19 protein-coding genes and 8 pseudogenes are annotated in these 26565 nt (G+C 49.9%); 2 read left to right on the top strand and 25 right to left on the bottom strand.

Going from position 1 to position 26565, the window contains the following annotated elements:
* The 25 genes and pseudogenes from DZ54_RS18635 to DZ54_RS0103030 form a co-directional block, all read right to left on the bottom strand.
* Positions 1-1260, bottom strand: a pseudogene (locus DZ54_RS18635) (flagellar biosynthesis protein FlhA); the annotation flags it as partial.
* Between the two features lie 127 nt (positions 1261-1387).
* Positions 1388-2525: pseudogene (gene flhB, locus DZ54_RS18630) on the bottom strand (flagellar biosynthesis protein FlhB).
* Positions 2525-3312 (bottom strand): annotated as a pseudogene (gene fliR / locus DZ54_RS18625) (flagellar biosynthetic protein FliR). The pseudogenes flhB and fliR overlap by 1 nt, the downstream one beginning before the upstream one ends.
* An 11-nt stretch (positions 3313-3323) precedes the next feature.
* Entirely contained in the window at positions 3324-3593 is a 270-nt protein-coding gene (fliQ, locus tag DZ54_RS0103135; RefSeq protein ID WP_021023068.1) for a flagellar biosynthesis protein FliQ, read from the bottom strand.
* Between the two features lie 11 nt (positions 3594-3604).
* Positions 3605-4442: pseudogene (fliP, locus tag DZ54_RS18620) on the bottom strand (flagellar type III secretion system pore protein FliP).
* Between the two features lie 82 nt (positions 4443-4524).
* A complete protein-coding gene (gene fliO, locus DZ54_RS18615; protein WP_051415875.1) occupies positions 4525-4827 on the bottom strand; it encodes a flagellar biosynthetic protein FliO in 303 nt (100 codons plus the stop codon).
* A 1-nt stretch (position 4828) separates the two neighbouring features.
* On the bottom strand, positions 4829-5227 hold the full coding sequence (gene fliN / locus DZ54_RS0103120; RefSeq protein ID WP_021023065.1) for a flagellar motor switch protein FliN: 399 nt from the start codon (positions 5225-5227) through the stop codon (positions 4829-4831).
* Between the two features lie 29 nt (positions 5228-5256).
* On the bottom strand, positions 5257-6327 hold the full coding sequence (gene fliM / locus DZ54_RS0103115; protein WP_025673068.1) for a flagellar motor switch protein FliM: 1071 nt from the start codon (positions 6325-6327) through the stop codon (positions 5257-5259).
* Positions 6328-6335: 8 nt separating this feature from the next.
* Entirely contained in the window at positions 6336-6827 is a 492-nt protein-coding gene (fliL, locus tag DZ54_RS0103110; protein ID WP_025673067.1) for a flagellar basal body-associated protein FliL, read from the bottom strand.
* A gap of 67 nt (positions 6828-6894) precedes the next feature.
* Positions 6895-8454, bottom strand: a complete 1560-nt coding sequence (locus tag DZ54_RS0103105; protein ID WP_025673066.1) for a flagellar hook-length control protein FliK — start codon at positions 8452-8454, stop codon at positions 6895-6897.
* Between the two features lie 96 nt (positions 8455-8550).
* Positions 8551-9000, bottom strand: coding sequence for a flagellar export protein FliJ (gene fliJ / locus DZ54_RS0103100; RefSeq protein WP_025673065.1), 450 nt, complete (start codon positions 8998-9000; stop codon positions 8551-8553).
* Positions 9001-9003: 3 nt separating this feature from the next.
* Positions 9004-10323 (bottom strand): flagellar protein export ATPase FliI, encoded by a 1320-nt coding sequence (fliI, locus tag DZ54_RS0103095; RefSeq protein WP_025673064.1) that lies wholly within the window; start codon positions 10321-10323, stop codon positions 9004-9006.
* On the bottom strand, positions 10320-11282 hold the full coding sequence (locus DZ54_RS0103090; RefSeq protein WP_025673063.1) for a flagellar assembly protein FliH: 963 nt from the start codon (positions 11280-11282) through the stop codon (positions 10320-10322). Before DZ54_RS0103090 ends, fliI begins: the two co-directional genes overlap by 4 nt.
* A 48-nt stretch (positions 11283-11330) precedes the next feature.
* Positions 11331-12382 (bottom strand): annotated as a pseudogene (gene fliG / locus DZ54_RS18610) (flagellar motor switch protein FliG).
* Positions 12372-14144 (bottom strand): annotated as a pseudogene (gene fliF, locus DZ54_RS18605) (flagellar basal-body MS-ring/collar protein FliF). The pseudogenes fliG and fliF overlap by 11 nt, the downstream one beginning before the upstream one ends.
* Before the next feature lie 15 nt (positions 14145-14159).
* Positions 14160-14471 carry a flagellar hook-basal body complex protein FliE gene (gene fliE / locus DZ54_RS0103075; protein WP_021023056.1) on the bottom strand — a complete coding sequence of 104 codons (312 nt, stop codon included), beginning with the start codon at positions 14469-14471 and terminating at the stop codon, positions 14160-14162.
* Positions 14472-14581: 110 nt separating this feature from the next.
* A complete protein-coding gene (locus DZ54_RS0103070) occupies positions 14582-16003 on the bottom strand; it encodes a sigma-54-dependent transcriptional regulator (RefSeq protein WP_025673062.1) in 1422 nt (473 codons plus the stop codon).
* Positions 16000-17048 (bottom strand): annotated as a pseudogene (locus DZ54_RS18600) (sensor histidine kinase). Before DZ54_RS18600 ends, DZ54_RS0103070 begins: the two are co-directional and overlap by 4 nt.
* 139 nt (positions 17049-17187) lie before the next feature.
* The gene (locus tag DZ54_RS0103060) at positions 17188-18672 is read right to left on the bottom strand and encodes a sigma-54 dependent transcriptional regulator (protein WP_025673061.1); all 1485 of its coding nucleotides are present in this window, start codon (positions 18670-18672) and stop codon (positions 17188-17190) included.
* Between the two features lie 163 nt (positions 18673-18835).
* Positions 18836-19240 (bottom strand): flagellar export chaperone FliS, encoded by a 405-nt coding sequence (gene fliS, locus DZ54_RS0103055; RefSeq protein ID WP_025673060.1) that lies wholly within the window; start codon positions 19238-19240, stop codon positions 18836-18838.
* Positions 19241-19252: 12 nt separating this feature from the next.
* Positions 19253-19555: a hypothetical protein gene (locus tag DZ54_RS18595; RefSeq protein ID WP_051415873.1), complete on the bottom strand. Its 303-nt coding sequence runs from the start codon at positions 19553-19555 to the stop codon at positions 19253-19255.
* Positions 19556-19557: 2 nt separating this feature from the next.
* Positions 19558-20916, bottom strand: a complete 1359-nt coding sequence (fliD, locus tag DZ54_RS0103045; protein WP_025673058.1) for a flagellar filament capping protein FliD — start codon at positions 20914-20916, stop codon at positions 19558-19560.
* 18 nt (positions 20917-20934) lie between these two features.
* A complete protein-coding gene (locus DZ54_RS0103040; protein ID WP_025673057.1) occupies positions 20935-21363 on the bottom strand; it encodes a flagellar protein FlaG in 429 nt (142 codons plus the stop codon).
* A gap of 56 nt (positions 21364-21419) precedes the next feature.
* Positions 21420-22543 (bottom strand): annotated as a pseudogene (locus tag DZ54_RS18590) (flagellin).
* A 264-nt stretch (positions 22544-22807) separates the two neighbouring features.
* Positions 22808-23950, bottom strand: coding sequence for a flagellin (locus DZ54_RS0103030; protein WP_025673056.1), 1143 nt, complete (start codon positions 23948-23950; stop codon positions 22808-22810).
* A gap of 470 nt (positions 23951-24420) precedes the next feature.
* On the opposite strand from DZ54_RS0103030, the gene DZ54_RS23230 reads away from it, so the two are divergent.
* Both DZ54_RS23230 and DZ54_RS18585 read left to right on the top strand, forming a co-directional pair.
* The gene (locus DZ54_RS23230) at positions 24421-24792 is read left to right on the top strand and encodes a tetratricopeptide repeat protein (protein ID WP_051415871.1); all 372 of its coding nucleotides are present in this window, start codon (positions 24421-24423) and stop codon (positions 24790-24792) included.
* Positions 24720-26522, top strand: coding sequence for a tetratricopeptide repeat protein (locus tag DZ54_RS18585; protein ID WP_128080624.1), 1803 nt, complete (start codon positions 24720-24722; stop codon positions 26520-26522). The genes DZ54_RS23230 and DZ54_RS18585 overlap by 73 nt, the downstream gene beginning before the upstream one ends.
* The last annotated feature ends 43 nt before the right edge of the window (positions 26523-26565 follow it).

Here is a 26565-nt window from a genome sequence, read left to right as displayed (position 1 = left end):
TGCGGTGGTAGCTCAAGGTTATCGCGGATATGCACCGGCGGGATCAAAAAGCCAAAATCTTGCGAGAGTTTTTTACGCACCCCTTTGACACGATCTAACAACTCGCCGCCTTGGTCTCGGTCAACCATGGCGATGAGGCGATAGCCCACTTCAAGGCCAATAACGTCAACCGGTTGCACATCATCCCAGGACAGTTCTTTTGGTGCAGGAGGCGCGGCGTCAGGGACATCAGAGGTTCTGGTGCTTGTTGTGCCTTGTGGTACTGCTGGTATTTCCAGTACGCCAAACCACCGCAAACCAATGCTAAAAATAGAAAAGGCAGGTGTGGCATGCCAGGTACCACGCCCATGATCGTCAGGATACCGGTGGCAATCATGAGGGCGCGCGGATTATCAAACAGCTGGAATACCACCTGCTGACCCATGTCCTCATCAGTATTTTGACGCGTCACCATAATGGCGGCGCCAATGGATAATAATAACGAAGGGATTTGAGCCACAAGGCCGTCACCAATGGTGAGCAAGGTATACACCTCGAGAGCCTCAGAAAAACCTAAGTCATGTTGACCCATACCAATCGACAGTCCACCGACAATGTTGATAAACAGGATCAATATACCGGCGATGGCATCGCCTTTAACAAATTTTGACGCACCGTCCATCGAGCCATAGAAGTCGGCCTCTTGGGTCACTTCTTGTCGTCGAGCGAGCGCTTGCTCTTGATCAATCAGTCCTGCGTTTAAGTCAGCATCAATGGCCATTTGCTTACCTGGGAGCGCATCCAAGGTAAAACGGGCCGTCACTTCGGAAATCCGGCCGGCACCTTTGGTCACAACCATAAAGTTGATGATCATTAGGATAAGGAAGACGACCAAACCCACGGCGTAGTTGCCACCAATGACAACAGAGCCAAATGCCCCGATCACCTGACCGGCGGCATCGGGTCCCTCGTGACCGTAGAGCAAAACCACTCGAGTCGAAGCAACGTTAAGCGCCAACCTCATCAATGTTGCAATTAACAACACCGCAGGAAAGGCAGCAAATTCGAGAGGGCGCCGGGTATAAATGGTCACGAGCAACACAATCAACGACAAGGCAATGTTGAATGAAAACATTAAGTCGAGCAGCATCGGCGGTACAGGCAGTACCACCATGCTAAGGTGGCCAATACCAGGACTGGTGCGCCGATCGCCGGCATCGCACCTAGACGGTGGTAAGGCACCTTGTCAGAAAATGGCAATCGCCACTTGGCTTTTAACATGTCAGGCGTTCAAGTCCATGATGGGTGAACGTGGGCCACTTGCCACGCGAAAATATAACGAGAGTGCAAAGCAAGCAATTTTTACGCCAGAAAAGGCGGACAATGTGTCAGCTTTTTGTCGCCATGATTAATCATGTTTCAGATCCATTGGAATAGGTAAGTAAGCATCGTCGGGGCGCGTGGGTCGTCGGCCTCGGCCTTTTTTGTATTGCTTGAGCTGGAAGACATATGCCAACACCTGAGCCACCGCCGTAAACAAACCATCTGGGATCTGTTGCTCTAGCTCAGTACTAAAATACAGCGCCCGTGCCAGCGGCGGCGCAGGTACAATGGCAACATCATATTCTGCTGCAATTTCACGAATTTTCAATGCGGTAAAATCAGAGCCTTTGGCTATCACAACGGGCGCGCTATCCATGTCACTGTTATAGCGCAGTGCCACCGAGTAATGCTCCGGGTTAGTCACCACCACATCGGCCTGCGGTACATCGGCCATCATACGACGTTGCGCCATTTCTCGTTGTAGCATGCGGATTCGCCCTTTCACTTCTGGGCTACCTTCGGTCTCTTTGTGCTCGTCTTTGACCTCTTGTTTGGTCATTTTCAACTGCTCATTGTGTTGCCAAATTTGGAATGGTACGTCAATCACGACCACGACCAAGAGAGAACAACAAACCAGCAACACAAAATCCAATAATATGCCCAAAGCGTGATAAAGGTTACTGGGAAAGGTGTCAATTGTTAGTTCGAAAAACTCTTCTAGATTGATATACACCAAATAGGCCGCAACCCCAGCGACCAGTAACACCTTTAGAATTGATTTTAGAAGTTCGACCAGCCCTTGGGTGCCAAACATGCGCTTGAAACCAGAAATCGGGCTCATTTTCGATAATTTGGGCCGCGCCGCCTCCCAAGAAAAGCTAACGCCCCCTAAGCCCGCTGCGCCAAATAGGCCAGAGATGAACAAAACCACTAAAATCAAGCTAAGGGGCAGAATAAGATGCAACAGCTCACCAACCACCACCAGCATCAGCTCTGAGCTATCGAAAACTTCAGCACGCGAAAGTGAAAACAAGCGCGTCATTAGCGCCATTAACGCTTCGCCCAATGCTTGCCCAAACCACATTAAACTCACCGCCCCTACCACGAGCACAGCCACTGAAGCCAGTTCTCTTGAGCGCGGTACTTTGGCCCTTTTCCCTCGCCTGCTCCTGCCTTCGGGGCGTGGCGTCTTCTGTTCTTTCCTGACCGTCATTCTCTGCCATTAATTAAACTCGCAATTCAGTCGGATAAGGTCGCAAATTTGATTAAGGCCCGTTTGCCAGTGGTTGTTGTAGTGCGTCAACATACCAGCCAATAGGTACCAACTGATCAACAGCCCCATTAACAATGCAAAGGCGAAGCCAAGAGAGAAAATATTAAGTTGGGGGCGGCTCGGGTCATCACACCAAAGGATAAATTGACTACCAGCAAAGCGATCACGCCGGCAAGCGACATACTCAGTGCCACTTGGAACATGATCCCAAACCATTGCGCGAGGCTACGATAATCCGCGGCACCGATCATCTCACCAATAGGTAGCGTCTCAAAGCTCATCACCACTAAATTAAGCATCTTCAAATGACCATCAGTCGCCAGAAATAACATAACGGCCAAAAAGAGATAAAACTGGCCCAACAATGGCGTGTTTTGACCATTGGCTGGATCCACCATTGACGCAAAACCCAAACTCGATTGCATCCCTAGAATCTGCCCGAGCACCACGAAGGTTTGAGTGATAAATTGTGTCACTAACCCCATTGCCACGCCAATCACCACTTGCTGCGCGAGCACCATAAACCCGGCAAATGACACTAACTCAATGTTCTCTGGTACCGCGGGGAGCGCAGGCATGACCGCAAAAGTAATCGCAAGAGAAAGGTATAAACGGATACGGGTAGGCACGAAGCGAGCGCCAAAAAACGTCATCGCCATCATCATGGATGAGATGCGTGTAAACGGCCAAAAGTAATTAGCCATCCAAGATAAAATCACCGAGGCAGGATATTCCATACGCCTTTCCGTCAGTAAAGAATGGTTGGGATGTGATCAATCAAACGATAGAAATATTCCATCAACATGCGTGTCATCCAATGACCAAAAAACATCAAGGCAATAAACGTCGCAATTAAACGGGGAAGAAAGCTCAATGTCTGCTCGTTGATCGAGGTTGCCGCTTGGAATACGGCGACAATCAAACCGACTAACAAACCCGGCACGACAATCGCAGACACTAACAGTAGTACCAGGTAAAGCGCATCCTGGAACAGTTCAACAAACGCTTCCGGGGCCATCGCTGCCTCCTTTAGCCAAAACTGGCGGCGAGGGTAGAAAGGATTAAATTCCACCCATCAACCAACACGAAGAGCATTAATTTAAACGGTAATGACACTATCATGGGAGATAACATCATCATACCCATCGCCATCAATACTGATGCGACCACCAAGTCAATCACCAAAAACGGTAAGAACAACATGAATCCAATTTGGAACGCGGTTTTCAGTTCTGACGTCACAAAGGCGGGGATCAGTACCGTCATTGGCACCTGTTCTGGCGCATCAACTTGCGCCCCCGACATATTGACGAAGGTTTCCAAATCTTTGACACGGGTTTGCCTGAGCATAAACTCTCGCAGTGGCACTTGCACTCGCGAGAAGGCCTCACGCGCTGTCACCTGCTCATTGATATAGGCTGAACCGCCTCGGTGTTCATTCGGTCGATCACCGGCGACATAATAAATAAGGTCAAAAACAGAGAAATACCGATGATCACTTGGTTGGACGGTGTTTGTTGTAGCCCCATCGCTTGACGCAGAATGGACATGACCACCACGATCCGCGTAAACGACGTCATTAAAATGACGACCGCAGGCAAAAAACCAAGCGCGGTCATCAACGCCAAAATTTGCAACGTCACCGAGTAGTCTTCACTGCCATCGGGATTCACTTGCATGGTCACCGCCGGATCCCGCCTCCAGTGTTACGTCGGGTTTCCAGGCGAACCGCTTCACCGCTATCATTGAACGATTCGGTTGTAATGCTTTCTTGCGCGGGCGTCGCTTCTTGTTCGGCAACAGCAAACGGGGTAAATAAGGTAGCTGCAACCCAAACCCAAGCGGCCAGTAACGTTCGTATCGTCATTTTCGATTCAGTAATTGGCTAAGCTGATGGGCAAAGCGAGAGTGAGAGTCAGGCGAAGTCGATGTCGTGGGCACCGGATTGTCTAACGCTTTAAAAGCTGGATCTGTGCAGCCGTTACGCCGATGACGAGTTGCTCTCCGTGTACATCTACGACCATTATCCGCTCTTTTTGGCCAATGGCTAATTGACTGACAATTTTGATCCCATTGCTTTGCTGCGCCAAGCCGGGGAGTTTGAGTCGGCGTAATAGCCACGCTAACCCAACGATCAATGCCAACACCAGCGCGAGTGACAACAGCATTGTCACTATACTTACGTCTGGTGCCGCCGCCCAAGCAGGCATCGGTACCAACAATGTTATCCAAACGCGTCGCTTCACTATCATCTTATCGTAGCTTCTTAATTCGCTCAGTTTGGCTGATGACGTCGGTAAGACGAATACCGAATTTATCGTTGACCACCACCACTTCACCGTGAGCAATCAAGGTGCCGTTAACCAAGACATCGAGTGACTCACCCGCGAGGCGGTCGAGCTCAACCACCGATCCTTGGTTAAGCTGCAGAAGGTTACGAATATTAATCTGCGTATGCCCCACTTCCATCGAAATGGTCACCGGAATATCGAGAATCGCATCGAGCTTACGTTGCTCGTCTGCGCCGAGTTGCTTTTCACTGTCGTCAGTGAGCTCATCCAATGGTGCCGCTTGTACATCGTCTGATCCTTCCGAATCAGACTGTTCAGCTAGAGCTGCAGCCCAATCATCATCTACATCATTTTGATCCATGCCGTCTTACCCTTGTTTACTGGTCGTGTTCACTGAGTCCTACCTTGTTTATCATCAATCGGTAAATCTTCCTCGAGATCATCGAGTAGCTCAGGTTTATCCTGCAAGAGCGAAATGTCGGACTTCGCCATATCAGGTCGTTTTAGTTTCTCTACAATTTTTAGTGCGAGTTTATCGTTAGACTGGCCCATTTTTGCTCGGTAGGTCGGTAAATCTTCCACAAAAACCGTACACGCATCTGGCATATTAACGGGGATCACATCCCCTTTTTGTAACTCCATCAAATCGCGCAACGATAAGGTCACATCTAATAATTTTGCACTGAGTTCGACATTGACGTCTAAGATTTCATCACGTAGCGCTTTACTCCAGCGTACGTCGGTGTCCATTTTGTCACTTTGTACCCCAGCGTCGAGTAGCTCACGAATCGGCTCCAGCATGGAATAAGGCATGACCATATGAATGTCACCGCCGCCGCCATCGAGTTCAATGTGGAATGAACTGACCACAATGACTTCAGACGGACTGACAATGTTTGCCATCGCTGGGTTAACTTCCGAATCGAGGTACTCAAAGGCCACTTCCATCACCGGGGACCACGCGTCTTTATAATCCTCGAACATCAGCTTAAGTAGCATCTGAATAACGCGTCGTTCCGTTGGAGTAAATTCCCGCCCTTCAATTCGAGCATGAAATCGACCATCGCCACCAAAGAAGTTCTCAACCAAGATAAAGACCAGTCGGGCCTCCATCGTGATGAGACTGGTCCCTTTAAGTGGACGAAAACGTACCATGTTTAAACTCGTCGGGACGTAAAGGGTGTTTTGGTACTCACCAAACTTCATCATCTGCACGCCGTTTATCGAGACTTCGGCGGTTTTACGCAGCATATTGAACAAGCTGATACGCATATGACGGGCGAAACGTTCATTGATAAGCTCGAGCGTCGGCATGCGCCCACGCACAATCCTATCTTGCGACGAGAAGTCGAAGGAGACCGTACCATCTTCCCCAACCTCGGGCTCATTATCATCGTCATCGACGTCGTCGACGCCATGAAGGAGCGCGTCAATTTCGTCTTGGCTGAGTAAGTCAGTCACGTCATCACCTATTGCATCACAAACCCAGTGAAGAGAACCCGCTCCACCACGGGCTCACCCGTTACTTTAATTAAGGCCGCGCGCACATTCTCGGCGGATTGGCGTCGGACTTCTAGCTGACCTTGAGGGGTCCGTAATTGCTCAACCGTGGCAGCGCCAAACGTATTCAGCAATGCGTGTTCCACCAACGGCAAATTTTCTTTTGCCAGTGCTTCCCTTTCACTGCCACGCACTAACAATTGTGCGTTCACTTGGACTAGCCGTTGTTGTTCGTCACCGGTTACGTTAAAGACAAACGGCTTAGGTAAGGTGACATAAATAGCCGGGAGGGTGTTAGTTTCTTCCTCCAAGACAATATCGTCTTGGCTATTATCACCACCAGAGAAAAAGAAAAAAGCGCCACCGCCGACTGCGGCCAATAACACTACAGCGGCAATGATGATAATGATAAGCTTTTTCTTACTTCCGCCTTGTTCTGGGGTTGCATTGTCATCTGCCATGGCTATTCATGCTCCTCACTATGGGTGCGTTTTTATTAAGCATAAGTTTGACCAAGTATAGTTTTGGTCAAGCATAGTAATCGACGGCACGATCACTGTGTGAGACGTTTAACGAGTGACCGGCTAACATCGCTTCATCATTGTCTTGACCGGCGTTTAGTCCGAGTGACGGGCCGCCTGACGTCCCTGCCCCCGTATCATTTTGTTGTCCTGATCCCATTTGCTGCGCGCCACTACCTTGCTGCTGAACGGAGCCTTGAGCCAACTGTAAACCTTGTTGTTGCAGCATATCACGAAGTCGCGGCATGGCTTGTTCAACCGCCTCTCGCGCTTGCTGGTTCGCAACCGTAATGTGGACCGTGGCTTGGTCGTTATTCATCCCCAGCTTAATTTGCATACGTCCCAACTCAGGCGGATCAAGACGAATATCTACCTGCTTGAGGTTTTTTGACAGCATAATATTAATTCGCTCCGTCAACGCAGCGCCAGCTTCTGTGTGCGTTTGACCCAAAGGCAAAGGTGCCTGCGCACTTTGAGCCGCTTGAATATCTTGTCGTGCTGTAGCGGCTTGGGCCGACGACAGGCCTAAGCCACTGGCTAATTGTTGCGCTAAGTTCTCAGGACGTGTGGCTCCCTCTGCAGCGCTAGAGGCACTACCGCTTGTCAACACGGTGTCTGCTTGGCCTGCTTGGCCTGCTTGCTCTGCCATCGCTTTCAATGCGGCTTTGCTGAGGTCATCCGACTGGTCCCTTTGCCCCGCAAATAACGATACTGGATTGGCATTAGGGGGCGCCGTTGATTTCGCATCATGGCGCAATTTATCGCTCAGCTCGCTACCTTTTAACAGTGCCGCGCCTTCTTTTGTGACGCTCTCTTTGGTAACGCTCTCCTTGGCGACGCCCTCTTTCGCAAGCATTTCTTTGTCTTTGCTCAGAGCAGCCAGATCCTCCGTATTTTGTTGCGCCTTCGCGGTTGCCCATTTTATCGTATTTCCTTCACCTTCTAGGGCCTTACTTTTGTTCGGTGCATCACTCTCGGTGTCGAGTGATTGCGCGGCCCTGACCTGACTTGCGAGCGCAGCCAGTTGATCCGGCGATAGCTGTTCTAATACTTTTTCGGGTGACACATCATCCGGCAGATTTTTGGCTAACTCTGTCAATAAAACTTGCCTATCGACCCAAGCTTCCGTGTTATCGCCATCTGTCGCCACACTTTGATCCTCGTCCGATTGCATCATGGTTAGCGCATCGGTCGGTAACGGATCGGTATCAGCAGGCAAGGATTTGCCATTAAGCATGTCAGCGGCTTGATTGAGGCGTGTCAGCAGTGCTTGGCTTTCTTCCATGGCCGTCATATCAGCAATTTCCGCCATTTCCGCTTCGCTAAACATACCATCAACAAGCATTGCCTCGGCATCAATCGCCTGACCATCAATCAGTAAGGTCTTGCCATCTTGGGTCAGTTTAATCGGTATGTCGCCTTGTTCCCCTTTACCATCAATGGATTGGCGTAAAGCCGCTAAAAAGCCGGTATTTGTTTCACCTTTGACCTCTCCTGTCGCACCGTCACTGACAGCAGGAGTGGTTTTGGGTGAGAGGTTGGAAAGCGTCAGCGTAGACTGCGTCATAAGTTTCTCATCATTACCTTATGGTTATCTTTTAAACCGAGCCTCGAGGTGCTGGCATGTCGGTAATGAGAAAGCAATTATCGCGCCATTTTATTCCTAGGAAAAGGGGGAAGGGCGACGACGTGCAATAATGGCTGCCATTTCATCCATTTGGCGTTGCTCTTGATAATGAGCACGCTCTGCTTCTTCTCGCTCTCGCTTTTCGATTAACCACTCCAGAGACTGCCGGTGTTGGCGTGTTTGTTGCCAGGTTTGCCGACACTGGTCTAAATGGTCTTTAAACTGATGCTCGGCACCTCGTTGCTTTGCCAGGGTTTCATCAAGTTGGACGATAAATTTATTGAGGTGGCCGAAGGCACTGGCAGACAGTCCTGACTGGCCTCGGTCGGACATTTGCCGGCAATACTCGAGACGATACTGCTCAATTTGCTCGAGCTGGCGGTAGTAGTTATCTAAGCCTTGCTGGGCTTCACTGACGCTAAGTTGCGCCTGCTTTTCATCCTCTTGTGCCTTTTCTAACAACAAGTGCAGTGCATGGTCAGCCATAAATTATCCTTGCAAGGTTGAACGCAACATATTGACGCACATATCAAAAGGGACAACCTCTTTCATCCCTTGTTGCAAATAATTATCCAATTTTGGCTTTAAGTGAAAGGCTTGGTCAACGGCCGCATCGCTGCCAGGTTTGTAAGCGCCAATCGAGACCAAATCTTGGTTTTTACGGCAAACGGACAACACTTGCCGCACGGCCTTGGACATTAGGATTTGCTCGTCGTTGGTAATATTCGGCATCACGCGGCTGACCGATCGTTCGACGTCAATCGCAGGATAATGCCCGCCATCAGCCAATTCACGAGAGAGCACAATGTGGCCGTCAAGGATGGCGCGCGCCGCGTCGGCAATCGGATCTTGCAAGTCGTCACCTTCGGTTAATACGGTGAAAAATGCCGTGATTGATCCCTGCCCTGCGGCGCCATTTCCTGCGCGCTCTACCAAGGAGGGTAACCGCGCAAATACCGAGGGTGGATACCCTTTCGTTGCAGGGGGCTCGCCAACGGACAATGCGATCTCACGTTGTGCTTGGGCAAAACGCGTTAAAGAGTCCATCAGTAAAAGAACATCCAACCCCAGATCGCGGAAATACTCGGCGATCGTGAGTGCCGTTTGACAGCCTTTTAAGCGCACTAACGGCGATGAATCTGCAGGCGCGGCGATGACGACGGCACGAGCCCGGCCTTCTTCCCCGAGGATATCATCGATAAACTCTTTCACTTCTCGCCCACGTTCGCCAATCAGCCCCACCACCACAACTTGCGCGGTGGTACCACGGGTCATCATGCCGAGCGTCACGGATTTACCGACACCGGAGCCGGCAAACAAGCCAATCCGTTGCCCTTTACCCACTGTAAGCAGGCCGTTAATCGCTTTTATCCCCACATCGAGTGGCTCTCGAATCGGCTGCCTTGCGAGTGGGTTAATGGGGATGCCTTCTAAGCTGGCCTGCTTATCGGTATAGATATTCCCTTTGCCATCCAGTGGCTTTCCCATCCCGTCGATGACGCGGCCAAGCAGCTCCATGCCCACGTAGAGTTGGCTACGCTCAGATAAAGGCGTCACTCGCGCACCAGGAAGGACCCCTGATACTTGTTCGTTTGGCATCAGGTATAACAACTCTCCAGAAAATCCCACCACTTCTGCTTCGATGGTGCCGTTTAAGGTCTCGACCGAACAGACAGAGCCGATAGGCGCACGACAACCGATCGCTTCGAGCGTTAAACCAACCATGCGCACCAGTTTGCCCGATGCCACGGGTTTTGGCGCAAGGTTATCTAGTTGGCACCGCTTTAAGCGCTCAGCTAGCTGACTCATGACGACACGCCGTCATCATTCACGGATGAAGGATCAGCTTCCTCTTGTGGCGCTGACGTTTCGTCTGACGGTTGCGGCGTTGAATCCACCGCGTCCGCTTCGGTATTGGAGGGATTGGCACGAGAGCCGTTCGAATCAGACATGGACGCGTGGGATGACACTGATTGTCGTGACTGGTTTTTCCCTTGAAATTCGCGTAACAACGCGTCCACCCGTTCACTGTATTGATAATCAACCACTGAATCTTTCGCTTTAACATGCACATCACCACGGGCTAAAGCGGGTTCTGATTGTAACGTCCAATCCCGTGAGGCTAACATGGCGTCATCGTAAGCCTCAGTGACCACCGCATAGTCATCAGGATGTAGTGCCGCAGTTACCGGATGATCCGCCACGGGGAGTGCCGCAATCGATGCGCGTAATGTCTGTAAAATGACCTGCGGATTGGTTTCTAACTCCACGCCAGTCAGTGATTTGGTCAATGCTTGAACCATGACCAATAGTTGCTGCTCGACGTCTTGATCAAGCTTTTCTAGCGGATGACTGAGCTGGTTGAGTAGAGCGTCAAGGTGCTGACAGCGTTCGTCAATCAAGGCTTTTCCCTCTTCAACGCCCTGTTCAAACCCCGCTTTTTTGCCTTCTTCGTAGCCTTTTTCGTGTCCTTCTTCCAGGCCGCCCTCCAGCCCTTCTTGATGGCCGAGTTGCTTACCTTCTTCATAGCCTTCGTCATACCCTTGTTGCCGAATCGCTTCTAGGGCATCAGCAGTCAATGGCTCAGGCTCAGGTTCACTCTCTTCCGGCTCGGTATCGGCCTCCGGCTCCCAACTGGGATCATAATTGAGCGCGGTCTCTTTGGGCAGTTTATCCCGGTCACCATAAGGAGGCAGCGTCCAACGATCAATGGTGTCTGCGTCAGCCTCATCGGCACGAATATAGCCACGGCGTTTATTTAAACTCATCGACAACCTCTAGACTCATCGACAACCTCTAGGCTAAGGAAAAGCGACTTATACAAATTCATCGCCGCCGCCACCCGTCAGCATAAGCTCACCCGCATCGGCAAGACGACGTGCAACAGAGAGGATTTCTTTTTGTGCCCCTTCTACGTCGGAGACGCGAATGGGGCCCATGGCTTCGATATCATCTTGTAGCATTTCAGCCGCCCGTTTGGACATATTGCGATAGATTTTCTCTCGCAAGTTATCTTCCGCCCCTTTAAGGGCTTTTTGCAGTACTTCTTGCGGCACATCACGCAACAGGGTTTGTATACCGCGGTCATCGACATCGATTAAGTTATCAAAGACGAACATCAAGTCTTGGATTTGTGATGCCATCTCTTCGTCTTGATCGCGAATGGAGTCTATTAAGACACCTTCCACACTATTATCCATGTAGTTCATGATTTCGGCAGCGGCCTTTAAGCACCAATTTTGGCGGCTTGCGCACCGGCTTGGCCCGCAAACTGTTTCTCCATGATTTCGTTCAGTTCGTGCAGCGCCGCCGGTTGAACTTCTTCCAAGTTGGCAATCCGCATCATCAGATCTAGCCGGTCACGCTCAACAAACTGGGAAAGAATTTCTGCCGAGTGTTCAGGATCCAGGTATGACAGCACAATAGTTTGAATTTGCGGGTGCTCGTTGATGATAATGCTGGCGACTTGGCGAGGATCCATCCACTTGAGTGAATCCAGGCCTTTGGAACCACTACCAAGTAAGATTTGATCCACCAGGTTGTTGGCTTTATCTTCACCCAGCGCTGCCACCAGTGCGTTACGCACAAAGTCTTCACTCCCCATGCCAATCGATGTGTATTTTTGGATTTCTTCCAAAAACGCACGATGCACCGCCGCGACTTTGTCAGAGTTAAGGTCGGTCATCGATGTCATCGCCGAACCGACTCGCTGCACTTGTTTGGGTTCGAGGTGTCGAATGATGCTTGCCGCATCTTGCTCACTTAAACTTAACAGTAAGATGGCGGCTTTCTCAATCCCGCTTAAAGAGCTGATATCGAAACTTGAGCCTGCCTGCTCCTCACCCGTATTTGCGACTTCATTTGCCATCTTCGGTCACCCAATTTTTCACCGCTTGTGCGGCCAAGTCTGGCTCGTTGGCGACCAGCGCCCGCACCGCTTTTAACAAGTCTTCGTCTTTATGTAAGTTCGGCAGCTCAATATCTGACGCTGACATTGCAAAGTTACTCGAGCCATCAAGCTCAGAACCAATCAATCCAACGTCATCCCCATCCGGGTGATAGGTAAGCCATCTGGGCCAAGGATTTCGCCATTGGGACCCACGGTATTGCCATCTTCGTCGGTATTTGGATACAACAACTTCTTCATCGCTGGGCGGACCAAAACCACGATAATCACGATAATCACTAAGGCAGCCGCTAACCAGCGCACCCAATCATTAAAATTTGGATGATCCCAAATCGGCACATCTTGTTCCGCAGCCTGCTCAGGCTCGACAAATGGCACAGCAATCACTTCAAGTACGTCACCGCGTTGCTCTCTAAATCCTACCCCGCCCATTAATAGGCGACGGATTTTAGCCAGTTCATCGTCCGTTAAAGGCTCTTTCACCACATCCCCGCTATCAGGTCGACACGTTGCTTAAAATTCACCGCCACAGAGACAGTTTGCCGGTCGATCACCCCTGACTGCGCGCGCCGATGACGAACAGTTGTGTCTAATTCAAAATTACGCGTCGCTTCTCGGCTGACCGAGCCATTTCCACCTGCGCCATTTTTTAAATCTCGCACATCCTCTGGAATCGAGGCGTCTGCTGGCGGTTGATTACTTAACGCTCCCGGGATACCGGCGACACGGTCGGAGCCGTTATAGTCTTCACGGGTGTATTCACTACGCGTTGCAGGGGTATTGGGGTTATATTGCCGTTGCGTTTCTTCCAACGAGCTAAAATCAAGGGTGACATCCACTTGAGAGGTGTAATTACCTAGCCTAATACGGGGATCAATATGGAGTCAATTTTTTCGCGTAACTGGCGCTCTTGTTTCCGTTCTAGCTCGTACTCTTTACGCCGAGCTGCCGATGCAGGATCTTCACTGCCAGAGTTTAGCAAACGGCCATGTTGATCGGTGACGGTGACGCGCGTTGGTTTAAGCGAAGGCACCGCGGATGCCACCATATCGACAATCGAATCAACTTCTTCTTGTCCCAAGGTATTCGTGCCACCAAGCGTCAAAAAGACGGTAGCAGATGCCTCTTGGTTGTGACGTACGAAAACACTCTGTTTAGGCATAGCCAAAAGGACTCTGGCTTTACGCACTTGGCGGACTTCTTCAATCGCTGCCGCTAATTGACGTTCTCGGCTCAGTTTTAGACGTTCTGTTTCAAGCTTTTGCGAGACCCCAAATCCCATGTCATTGAGCAAAATGTCATCGCCTTGCGCCGTCGCGGTATTTAAGCCAGCTCGAGTGAGCCCTAGACGGATAGAGGAATAATCGCTAGAGGGAACTCGGATAGTATTCCCATCAAGTTGATAATCCACTTTACTTTGATCGAGGTGGTCGAGAACCGGAATGAGCTCTTCCGTGTCATAAGTACCCAGAGGCCGCATTTCAGGCTCTTGTACCCAGAAAAAAAGCATCATGATCAAGGCGACGCAGATCGCGACCGCGAGCACCAAGATCAATTGACGCACCATGTCGAGATCGCCAAATATCGAATTGGACGACGCCGATTGTTCGAGTGCATCCGGATCTTGCGCGCTTTGCTCCGAGTCTAACGCTGCATCGGTCGATGGCAATGCTGCTGCGCCATCTGAAACCGCGAGATCGGTGTTTTGATTCTCTTCAGCCACTGATTAATTCCTACATTAAACAGGCATGTTCATGAGTTCTTTGTACGCTTCAACCAGCTTGTTGCGCGTTTGTACCGTTGCATCAAAGGCCACACTGGATTTGTTCCGCGCGATCATTACATCCGAGAGGCTGACATTGCGATCACCTTCATCAAAGCGTGTCGCAAGCTCACCAGATGTTTTTTGCAGGCCATTAACATGATTGATAGCACTGGAGAGCATATCGCCAAACTCTTGGCTAACTTGCTGTCCCGTGGCGGGCTGAGACACATTTTTCGCGGCTACCGCCATGGCTTGCATTTCTTGCGTCAGGGCATTGGCTTTCATCGTCGATCCTTCCTGTGTCAAAATTTCGTCAAATGAGTCAGATTTCTATCAGATATCTATGTGTTAGCAACTTTGAGACCACTTTAGCAAAAAGCTGCAACATTGAGCGTTCATTGAGGAATGTCGATGCCGGCGTCACGCATTTTTGCCAATTTGTAGCGCAGCGTTCTCGGGCTAATCCCAAGGCGCTCCGCGACCTCCTTGCGTCGGCCCTCACAAGCGCGGATCGTTTCTAAGATAATGGAAAATTCCTGATCGCGTAGTTCATTGCCCAATCCAGCACCATTGGAAGGTTGCTCAACATGCTCAGTGACTGTTGGAGGGACAGCCGGTGCGTGTGCTTGCTCGTGAAAGCGCGTATTCATCACCTGGTTTTGCAAACTAGAGGCATCTTGCCAATCTTGCCAATCTTGCCCCTCAAGTAAAATATCAGAAGCTTGAATGTGCGACTGTGAGGCCAAGATTAATGCCCGTTGCATCACGTTATCAAGTTCCCTGACATTGCCAGGCCAGGGATAAGCGAGCAGTTTTTGCTCCGCATCTGAATGCAAGGTCGGGCAAGGTAAGCCTTGTTTTTGGCAGTGGCGTGACAACAAATAATGTGCCAATGGGATAATATCGCCGGGCCGCTCAGTGAGCGACGGCCAGGTGATCGGAAAGACATTCAAGCGATAATAGAGATCTTCTCGAAAGTGACCTTGCGTCACGTATTCTTTTAAGTCGCGATTACTGGTGGCAAGCACACGCAAATCAAGCTGGATACTTTTTCGCCCGCCCAAGCGCTCAACTTCACGCTCTTGCAACACCCGTAATAATTTCGCTTGCAACCCAAGATCCATCTCACTGATTTCATCAAGTAAAATGGTTCCGCCCTGAGCCTGTTCAAACTTACCCGGGCATGCCTGAACGGCACCGGTAAACGCGCCTTTTTCATAACCAAACAAAGTGGCTTCTAGCATGTTTTCTGGAATAGCGGCACAGTTGATGGCGACGAAAGCGGCATTGGCACGCGTCGAATGATCGTGAATATAACGCGCCATGACTTCTTTCCCTGAGCCAGACGGCCCTAAGATCATCACATTCGCATCGGTACTTGCCACTTTGTCGGCCAGCGCGAGTAAGGCGACGCTCTTTGGATCTTCCGCAATGGCATCCGAGTTATCGGTTTTAACGGGCGCATAACGACTCACCATATTCAACAGCACTTCAGGCGCAAACGGTTTGGCCATGTAGTCAATAGCGCCTTCTTTCATTGCCGCGACGGCATCTTCGATATTGGCGTAGGCCGTCATCAGCAAAACCGGTAAGTTCGGCATATGTGTTTTAATCGAACGCAAGAGCGCGAGTCCGTCCATCCCTGCCATTTGCACGTCAGAGACAACAATATCAATCGCCTCTGATTTCAGTGTGACTAGGGCTTGTTCAGCGCTGTCCGCTTCTCGCCAATGATACCCCGCCAGCGCCAGCGTATCGATAAGCGCTTCGCGTAACCCTTCATCATCTTCGACGATTAGCACTGTTGTTTGGCTCATTGTGTTTCTCCTACGCTCTCACCATGATCTGCCACCACCCCTGTGGCAAGCGGCAAACACAATGTAAAACAGGCCCCTTTTTCAGGCTCAGATTGTAAGGTGAGCTTGCCATCATGGGCATGGCACACCATTTGAACAACGGCGAGGCCAAGACCTGTCCCTTGTTGTCGCGTGGTAAAAAAAGGCTCGAGTACTTTTGCTTGTAACTCCGGCGCAATACCGGGGCCGTTATCCGCCACCGAGAGCAAAAGGTTACTGCCCTGCTGGCGTGAATCGACCACCACTTGACAGCCTTTGCCCGCGACCTGGACAGCATTCACCACAAGGTTACTCAAGGCACTGGCTAACGCATTGGGATTGCCCAACACCCTTAAACTTTCGTCGTCACTATTAATCGCAAAATCGACATCGTGGCCTTGAATGACGGCATCGACCATGGGCTCAAATTCATTGAATAACTGCTCAATACTAAATACCTTTACGACGTTATTGTCTCCGCCCTTGGCAAATAGCAGCATGTCATTAACTTGCTTTTCGAGATCATGCAAACGGTCTAACAACTTGAATTGAAAACGTTGCCTTGTCACGTTATTCAGGTTTGGCGCGCAAGGTTGGACGCATACAAAATGGCACTCGATAGTGGCGTACGCACCTGGTGCGCCAATGATGCCACCATTTTACCCAACGATGATAAGCGTTGTAGATCACTGACACGCGATTGTAGTAAGCGGGTTTCGGTCATATCAGTAATTAAAATGAGCTGCCCGGAATCAGATGCTGAGATAGCCAACTTTACTCGGCGGCCGTCTTTTAGCGATACCTCGTGTCCATCATCATCACGAGGGGAAAAAGCCCGTTGTATCACATCGAACCAACGCTGCTGAGTCAATGGCTCACCCAGTAAGCGATGCGCCTCTGGATTGGCCTCGGCGACACGCCCATTAGCGTCCAGCAAGATAACCCCCGCAGGCATAACATCAAGTACTTGCTTATACCGAGTAACTTGTTGATCCACAGATCCTAGTGGCGACGATTGCGTTTCCATTTAAGTAGTACACATTTCTATCAAGGTTTTACTCACTTAAGCAGAGATTATGCCACAAAAAATATCCAATAATATTAGATATTTAAAGACAAAAAAGCGAAGTCATTTTTTTGACTCCGCTTTTTGACACATTGTCGATTTATATTAACTCTTCTTTATTCAGTCCGTACTTGCGCATTTTTTCCACCAAGGTGGTTCGCCGCATACTCAGCATATCCGCCGCTCTCGCCACAACACCTGACTGCGCCTCAAGTGCTTGTTTGATTAAATCAATTTCTACCTCAGCCAGTGTCTCTTTCAGGTTCACCCCATCAGGAGGCAGACTGGTAAGGCCGGGGCTGTCAGAAAAGCCGGGCATCTCATCATCAAACGCGGGAGGCTCTGGCTCATTAAACATCGCGGTGAGTGCATCTCGTTCTGCCATTTCAGTATGTTCAACCGAATAAGCTTCCGGCTGGAATTCAGGAATATCGCTATAACGGTATTTCGCCGGAAGATGATTTACATCCACCATTTGTCCCGGGTACAAAATGACTAAGCGCTCGATGAGGTTAGCCAGTTCGCGAACGTTCCCCGGCCACTCATGCTCCATCAGTGAATTAATCGCGCGCGGTGAAATATGGATGCGACTATTCCCTTCACCGTCTAGACGAGACATCAGTTCATGGATCAGCAAGGGAATATCGTCAATGCGTTCTCGCAATGCGGGCATCTCAATGGGGAACACATTGAGGCGGTAATAGAGATCTTCGCGAAACTCACCTTCTTGGATCATAGTTTCCAGTGTACGGTGAGTGGCGGCTACGACTCTCACGTTAGCGCGAATACTTTTATTCCCACCGACTCGCTCAAACGTACGTTCTTGAAGGACGCGTAACAATTTGACTTGCATCGGCATCGGCATATCGCCGATTTCATCCAAAAACAGCGTGCCACCTTCTGCAAGTTCAAAACGTCCTTTACGCGCTGAAATTGCACCGGTGAACGCCCCTTTTTCATGGCCAAAGAGTTCACTTTCCAGAAGCTCCCCAGGAATCGCCCCACAGTTCACTGGCACAAAAGGACCTGTGGGACGCGATGATGCATGATGGATATGACGTGCGACAACTTCTTTACCGGTTCCAGACTCACCTAAAATCAACACACTTGCCTCCGTTGAGGCAACCTGATCAATCAAATGACGCACCTGCTCGACCGCATCACTTTTGCCAACCATATTATGGAAGGCGGTGTTGTCTCCCGCGAGTTGTGGAATACTAAATACTTTTTTTCCAGCAAATTCACGACAATGGTGCAAGGCATCAAAGAGTTGTGGGTAATTCAACGGTAAGCCCAGTTCGCCGACATAATTAGGCAATCCGGATAATTCACGATCATGACGTCGAATCGCAATCACAGGAACATGGTGATAGGTCGCAAGCTGGTCGAGTACTTTCTCTAAAAGAGAGGTCGAGCGGACGTGACCAAGAAAACATGCGCCCCAGTTTTGCTCCCAGAGTGCATCACTGACATCTTTGGTCGAGTGAAGCGCGTAACGCTCGCCGATAAAATCGAGTATCACGCCGAGATCGTGACGAAACTGGTCATCGTCATCGATAACAAGGATCTTTGCTAAATCTTGCATGTGTGAGATACGTCTGCCCTGATAACTTATTATTATTGTGTTGCTCGTAAGCAACAACAATCTCAATTTTAATCAAGACATTGTAATAGAGAACGCGCATAAGGCAACCGGAGACACAGTAAACCTGTGACTCCAGTGCCATGTCCGTCTTTTGGTCGGCAGTTTAACTGGTCGCTTGGGTCATATTATGGTATTCGGAGGGGATCTGATCCCAAGCTGATTTTATCTCTCGTAATAGCTCAATCACATCATCAATGGGTTCCGGCGTATTGTCCAAGTTAGCGGCACTAACCTGACGGATCATAAAGTCATAAATAGCGTCCAGATTATCGGCGATATCACCGCCCTCATCCATAGATAGACAAGCCCGTAAATTAATAATGATATCAAGCGCTTTCCCTAAGCGTTCACCTTTGACGGATACGTCGCCTTGTGCCATGGCTGCCTTGCCTTGGATTAAACGCTCAATAGCCCCGGCCATCAGCATCTGGATAACCTTATGAGGCGACGCGGCGCTTAACTGACTGTCAACAGAGACCTTCTTGTAGGCCTGTAGTGAGCCTCTCATAGTCTTCCTCACCTATTGAAATTTCTTATACAGCTGCACAGACTGCTTCCCCTTGCGCTGCTGTAACAAACGCTTGGCAGCATCCGCTTTTTGCTCTTCGAGCGTATCAATGAGCGTTTTTGTTCTTACCAACGCCTCTGACCACTGCGGGTGATTCGGCGCTTGTGTTGACGCTGCAATTTCATCGAGCAGCGCTTTTCTATCATGCAATTGTTGAGCCAGCTTTTCTGGATCAATGTCACTCATGGTTAAGTGTTGAGCAATGTCTGCATCCATCGCCTCTAACGTCGCAAGCCAATCAGCGATCTCTGTCATCACTAACCTGGCATGATATTTTGCATAGCTTGCAACTGAGAACGCATTTGGCTGGTTGCCTCTTCCATCGCCGAAAAGCGCTGCATGGTCCGCGACTCTAAGCTTTCCATACGTCGGTCTAATTCACGCTGATCATCACGTAGTCTTAGTTTTTGGTCTGACAGCGTGCTTTCACGGTTACTGATGGCCCCACCCGCGCCGGTGAACCCATTGACGACCTGTTCTAATTGACGCGCAAAGCCATCGTTGCCACCGAAAAACCCTTCCAACGCGTTAAAGTTTTGACGCAGCTGGCGGTCTAGCACTTTATTATCAATTTCTAAACGGCCGTCCATGGTGGTCGTCACCCCAAGCTCACTCAGTGTTTTCATCCCTTCAGGCGCTTTCTCTATCGGGGATGAAAATAGGTTACGTAACCGACTGGTTGCGGTACGTATCACACTTTCACCCGCTAAAGGACCGCCTTGTTGCGTTTCGGGATCATATTGACTGACCGCTTGTGAGACACGGAAAAAGGCATTGTAATTATCGACAAATGACGAAATGGTTGAGCGTACAGATTCTCGATCGTGCTCCACCGCGAATGAAAGTGGCTTATCACTGGTTTGACTCACTTCCAACGAGACACCTTCAATCGCATTATCAAACGTATTGGTCGTACTGGAAACGGAGGCGATGCCATCGATCAATATCTTGGCATCTTGTGCTACCTGCATTTGTGTCATGCCGTTGTTAGCTTGCCCGGCTTTAAAGCCTAACTGATGAAGAGCGCTACCTACTTGGGCATCAACGTTGACTTCAACACGATTCGCTTCTCCCGTTTTGTTACCGTTCAGCACCAGACGTGCGCCACTATCATCTTGGATAAGCGACGCCTGCACGCCGGGGTTTTTAGGATCGCTATTTATTGTCCGTACAATGTCAGCCAAGCTGTCTTTGCCCTGCGGCACATCAATCACACTGGTGCGGTTACCCATGGTGATCGTGAGTTTACCAGAGCCTAACGACGCATTCGCATCAACCCCAGGCGAGACGAGCTTGTGTGCGCCAGCAAGTTGTTGCACATCGATCTGATAGCGACCGGGAATGGCATCCGGTGTTGCCGTCGCACCGAGCGCATCGGGGTTACTCACCGATGTGGTTCTCGCCGCAAAGCCTTCGTTACGACGAAAGTCATACATTTGAGTTTTGAGGGTTGCGAGAGAATCTTTCAAGCGACCAAACGCACTAATGTCGGTTTCAACGTCATTAGTGCGTTTGATAATCCGCTCTTGCTTGGGTGCACGTTCAGCATCCACGATTTTGGTGACCATGGCATTGATATCCATGCCACTGCCCATGCCTGCTGCTTTTACACTCATAACGACTCTCTCACCTCGTTATATTTTCTCTGTGACAAGCCCTCGCGCATGTTGCGACAATTGCTTAGCAAGCTCTAACATTTCTTTTTCTGGAATTTGACGAATAACATCACCACTGTTCATTTCATAGACAGTCACAATGCTGCGCCCGGTGTCTTCATCCAAACGAAATGCGAGTCCTTTATTAAAGTCGGACATAAACTCATCCAGCCGCTCAACCAATCTCTCAAGCTGTTGCCGTTGTAATTGACGGTTTTCCTCAATGCGCTGCGACTGTTCAACACGCCGTTGCTGCATTGATTCTCGCACCTCACGACGCTCAGCTTGTTGATGCTGGCTGACCGGATCGGACTGAGCTTTTCCAACCCTTACATCTTTTGCAATCTTTGTGCCATCAGAGTGCTTGGCATGCAGCTGGGATGAATTGGAAACAGATGAAATGTCCATCGCTATTCACCTCCCATAACGTAGCGGCGGCGGTTAAAGCCGCCGCTCGTGACTGGTTAACCGAGCAAGCTCAGTGCGGCTTGCGGTGCCTGCTTGGCTTGCGCCAAAATCGAGGTACCAGATTGCTGCAGAATTTGCGATTTGGTCAAGTTCGTTGTTTCTTTGGCAAAGTCAACATCACGGATTCGGCTGTTAGAGGCCGACACGTTTTCATTAACGTTATCCAAGTTCGCAATCGTATGGCTCAAGCGGTTTTGCTTCGCACCCAATTCGGCGCGGTGAGAGTCGATAAATTGCATTGCATTATCAATCATACCGACTGCTTTTTGTGCGCCACCCATTGATGAGACATCCACATCTTTAATGGTTTCATCAACTTTGGTTCCCATAGATAGCGACGTTGCCAATGCCCCGAGAAGGTCGCATCTGATCCTGCGCCAGTGACAATTTGCAGTTCACCGTCTTCAGTCACCGATGCACTCAGTTTATCGTCAGCCTGACCATTAATGTAGGTGGCGATTTCTTCAATGTCATCGCCCGCTTTGGCGTTCACATTGATTGCGCTCGATGTGCCATCCGCGTTGGTAATATTGATCGCCATGGTCGCACCTGCTGAGGCGGTCCACCCGGCTGATTTAGCGTTCCCTGCGGTAAAGCTGGCCCCGCCCATTTCATCGTGATCGGCGCGGATGTTTTTAAATTCCATCATCACCGCTTCACCAGCATCTGCACCCACTTGGAATGAGCGTGTACCGAACGTGCCGTTAAGTAGCTTCGCACCACCAAACGAGGTCGTTTCTGCGATACGGTTTAACTCATCTGTCAGTGCCACAACCTCTTCTTGGATTGCGCCACGCTCTGCATCGCCGTTTGCACCGTTAGCGGATTGCAGTGACAAGTCACGCATACGTTGCAGAATGTTGCTGGATTCTTCCATTGCACCTTCGGCAGTTTGCGCCATTGAGATGCCGTCATTGGCGTTTCGAACAGCCACACCCAAGCCACTGCTTTGTGCCATCAAGCGGTTAGATATCTGAAGGCCTGCCGCGTCATCTTTGGCGCTGTTAATGCGAGAGCCGGATGACAAACGCTCCATTGAGTTATTCAGTGCATCTGTTGAATTATTCAAAAAACGCTGAGCTGTCATCGCAGGGACGTTAGTGTTAACAGTAATAGCCATAACTATTCTCCTTAGGTTCTAGGTCCGGCTTCGCCCAGCTGACCAGGGAAAACCAGTGTAAAATTGTTCACAACCCATGTAGCGGCGCACGTTGAGAAAGCTTTAGCTTTTTTTGTTGTGCATGTCGGAATTGATACCGATGCCGTATGGCGCTATGAAGGTTAACGCCCAAAGGAGAGATATCTTTAGCGGGATTTTAATAAAAATTGGCATAAAAAAAGCGGCAATTGCTTGCCGCCTTTTTTCACCTGTAAAAACGCGAGGTTATTGTAGAAGATTCAAGGCCGCTTGCGGCATCTGTTTCGCCTGAGCCAGCATCGAGGTGCCTGCCTGCTGCAGAATTTGACCTTTGGTCATTGCCGTGGTTTCTCGAGCAAAATCGGTGTCTCGAATTCGACTGTTTGAGGCCGACACATTTTCCTGAATATTTGATAGGTTACTGATCGTATGGCTAAGACGGTTTTGTTTGGCACCCAAGTCCGCCCGCTGACTATCGATGTAGCGCATCGCTGAATCGACGACGCCAACCGCCATTTGAGCCCCACCGGCATCCGACACATCCAAGTCTGCCGCTGTCACTAAGTCACCGTTACCCGAGACCATTCCCAGCGAGGCAGCGAGTCCACCACTAAAATTAACGGCGCCCACAACTTTATTCTCTTCGATAAAGATTTGCAGCTGCCCTTCCTCGTCAACGGAAGCGGTGAGCATCTCATCGGACTGACCATTTATATAGGTTGCTAGCTCTTCCACATCATCGCCTACCTTCGCGCCGATACTTAAGCTGACGTTTTCACCCTCTTTGGTGGTAAATTGCAGCTGTAATGTTGAGGCTGCGCCATCCACTTCCCAACCGGCAGATTTGGGCTGACCCCCCACAAATTCTACGCCACCCATACGGAAATCATCCGCACGAATGCTAGACAATCCCATGATAATGGCTTCACCGGCATCAGCACCAATTTGAAAAGAGGCCTCGCCAAACGAACCATTAAGTAATCGACGTCCACCAAACGCGGTCGTTTCCGCAATTCGGTTAAGCTCATCTTTCAGTGCTTCTACCTCTTCCTGGATAGCCACACGCTCAGATTTACCATTCGCACCATTTGCAGACTGCAAGGAAAGATCCCGCATACGCTGCAAAATGTTCGTGGACTCTTGCATCGCCCCTTCAGCTGTCTGGGCAATCGAAATACCATCATTGGCGTTCCGCATGGCCACATCAAGCCCCCGAGTTTGGGCAACTAATCGGTTAGAGATCTGCAAACCCGCCGCGTCGTCTTTAGCACTGTTAATTCGGCTACCTGACGACAGACGCTCCATTGAATTATTCAACTCATCGGTCGCTTTATTCAGGTAACGCTGCGCAGTCATCGCAGACACGTTGGTGTTAACTGTTACACCCATTTTGCTCTCCTTTGACTTTCGCTTGCTTTGCGAAACAGCCTACCCGCGACGTGTTGCACTGTGTAATGGCGGTGCTGCGGGAACAGCTTGTTAATCAGTTTCAAAATCAGCCCGTTCAAAAACTGGCCGCTTAATCGAACAAATACAATATGTGTGCCAACTTTTAAAAATTATTTTTAATCAGTAACTTATAATCAAACAGCTTTATACTAAAGAGCGAGAGTGACAATAAAGGCTGATGTTTTTCGGTACCAAGCGGCAAGGTGGCGGCAACGCCTCGCCTTCAGTTGCCGGCTTTCCCTGCCTGTCACTTAGAGAGGCTAACTTGCAAATGCGCGGCCAACTCTGTTTGACTCAGGGATAAAAGGCATATTTTTTGCAGCTTTTTTTGTAGACAGTGAAGACTAATAACCCCGCCAGCATCTTGACACTGAGTCGAGGCAATCATAGATAACAGGACGAAGTCACCGATGACACAAGAAAACGACGGTCAAACGAATATGACGCTGGATGACGCGTTCCAGCTCGGTATTCGTCTCTATCAAGAAGGCAATAAAAGCGATGCACGGCAAGTCTTTGAGCAAATATTGAACCATGCACCAGATACAGTTCCTGTACGGCAGGTTCTCGCCGTGTTATACGCAGAAGAAGGGCAATATCACCAAGCGATGACGCATATTGAGCATGCTCTCGGGCTAGCGCCTGAAGATCACTCCCTCTGGTTTGACAAAGCACAAATGCTCACCCAGCAAGGCATAACAAAGCCGCATTGGAAATTGTCGAGTCATTATTTGCCGCGGCCCCCACCAATCAAGACATTCTTAATCTACGTGAGCAGTTGACTGCAAAACTGGGTCTACAAGGTGAAAGCCACCGTACACATGCATTGCGTGATGAATTGCATCAACTCAAAAATCAAGGACTAGCTGAAGAAATCAATAAAACCATGGCATTAGCCGCTAATTTCATGAATGAGGGGCACACGGAACAAGGCGAACAGTTGTATCAAACAATACTGACACTTGAGCCTGACTATCCACCCGCATTAATGGCGCTTGCCCAGCACGCACTCAATGAGCAAGCACATGGTAAAGCGCAGCAGCTCTTGTTACGCGGTAATGACAAGGCGCAATCTCATCGGGTTTGGCAATTGCTTTTGGTAAGAGCCGAATCAGGGCTCGGTGAGTATGCGCGTGCTCGCCAACGTTGCCTGCAAAGCTATAAGCAAACGCAAGACACAGCCTTTTTGCGTCAACTATTGGTCATTTATCTCAAGGAGGCCAATTGGTTGGAAGCGAGCAAGCTGGCTAAGCAGTGTTTGCGCGATGATCCCGAGCGCGGAGAGTTACACTATACTTATGCCCGCGCCACCTTTGAGTTACTCAAGCAGCACCATCAGTTTACCCAGGCTAAATTGACCGATTGCTATCAGATCCACCTCGAGGCACTGCCGTTCGTGAGTGATCAACAAGCTAATATTCTAAATGCACAACTAGGCGAACTTGATTGGTATACGGGCGATATTGACCAAGCACAGCAGCGTCTCGAGGGGTTATTAGCGGCCCAGCCGGATGATCACGCACTACGTTTCAATCTCGCTTTTGTCTACCGCACGCAAATGGCGTGGGAAAAGTTTTACTCGGCGAATGAAGCAGGACTTGATTGCGGCCGCCGACTAAAATACAACGGTGATTTACCCCGCTGGGATTTGTCTCGACCACAAACCGATGCCGTGCTCATTATGCCCGAGCAAGGTGTCGGGGATGAACTCGCTTATTTTCATAACGTTCCCATGGTGGTAGAGCGCGCGCGGAAAGTGTATGTCGGCTGCGATCCGCGTTTAGAGCCGGTACTGAGTCAAGCATTCCCAAGCACGGAGGTCGTGCCAATCTCTCGTAAAGATGGAAAAGATATCTTTGTACCTGAGCATGTGCTCGCAGATATTGATAGTTGGGTTGCCGGTGGGTCACTGGCAGGGTTGTGCTATCAACACTTTGAACGTCACCTTTATCAGCAAACGTATATTACCCCTGATGTCGCAACCGATGCGCCTTGGATATCACCGTTAGCGAAGCTGCAACAGCAAGGGCCCGTGTTTGGGTTGTGCTGGCGCAGTGGCCTCGCTGCCGCCACCCGTAATATTCACTACTTGGTGGCTGAAGAATTAGCAGGCTGGATAAAAAGCGTGCGCCAGCGTTGCCCTGACGCCCAGTTTGTCAATTTACAATATGGCGAGTGTGGAAAAGAGCTCAGCAAAATCAACAAACAAACCGGCGTTGAAGTCGTGTCGCTGCCCGGACTTGATCTGAAAAATGATTTTATGGGCACCGCACACGCTATCAAGCAACTATCTGGTGTGTTTACCGCCGGGACGGCAGTGCATAGGTTGACCGTCGCCGTCGGAACACCCTGCTATGTGTTTTTTGCCGGCCATAAAGAGAGCGATATACAAACACCAGATGCAATGCCAGGCAACGCAGAGTATGCATTTAGTTATCCGCCAATGCTTAAGGACAAGCAACCACTGCTGGATGCAATGGCACGTCGTATGGTTGATGACCTTTGCCCATAAAGGAACGGGTAATGAAGCCTAAACCAACACAAAACCACAAAAC

This window comes from Salinivibrio socompensis S35 (assembly GCF_000513715.1).
Lineage (GTDB): Bacteria > Pseudomonadota > Gammaproteobacteria > Enterobacterales > Vibrionaceae > Salinivibrio > Salinivibrio socompensis.
This window is presented reverse-complemented; position numbering and strand designations above follow the sequence as displayed.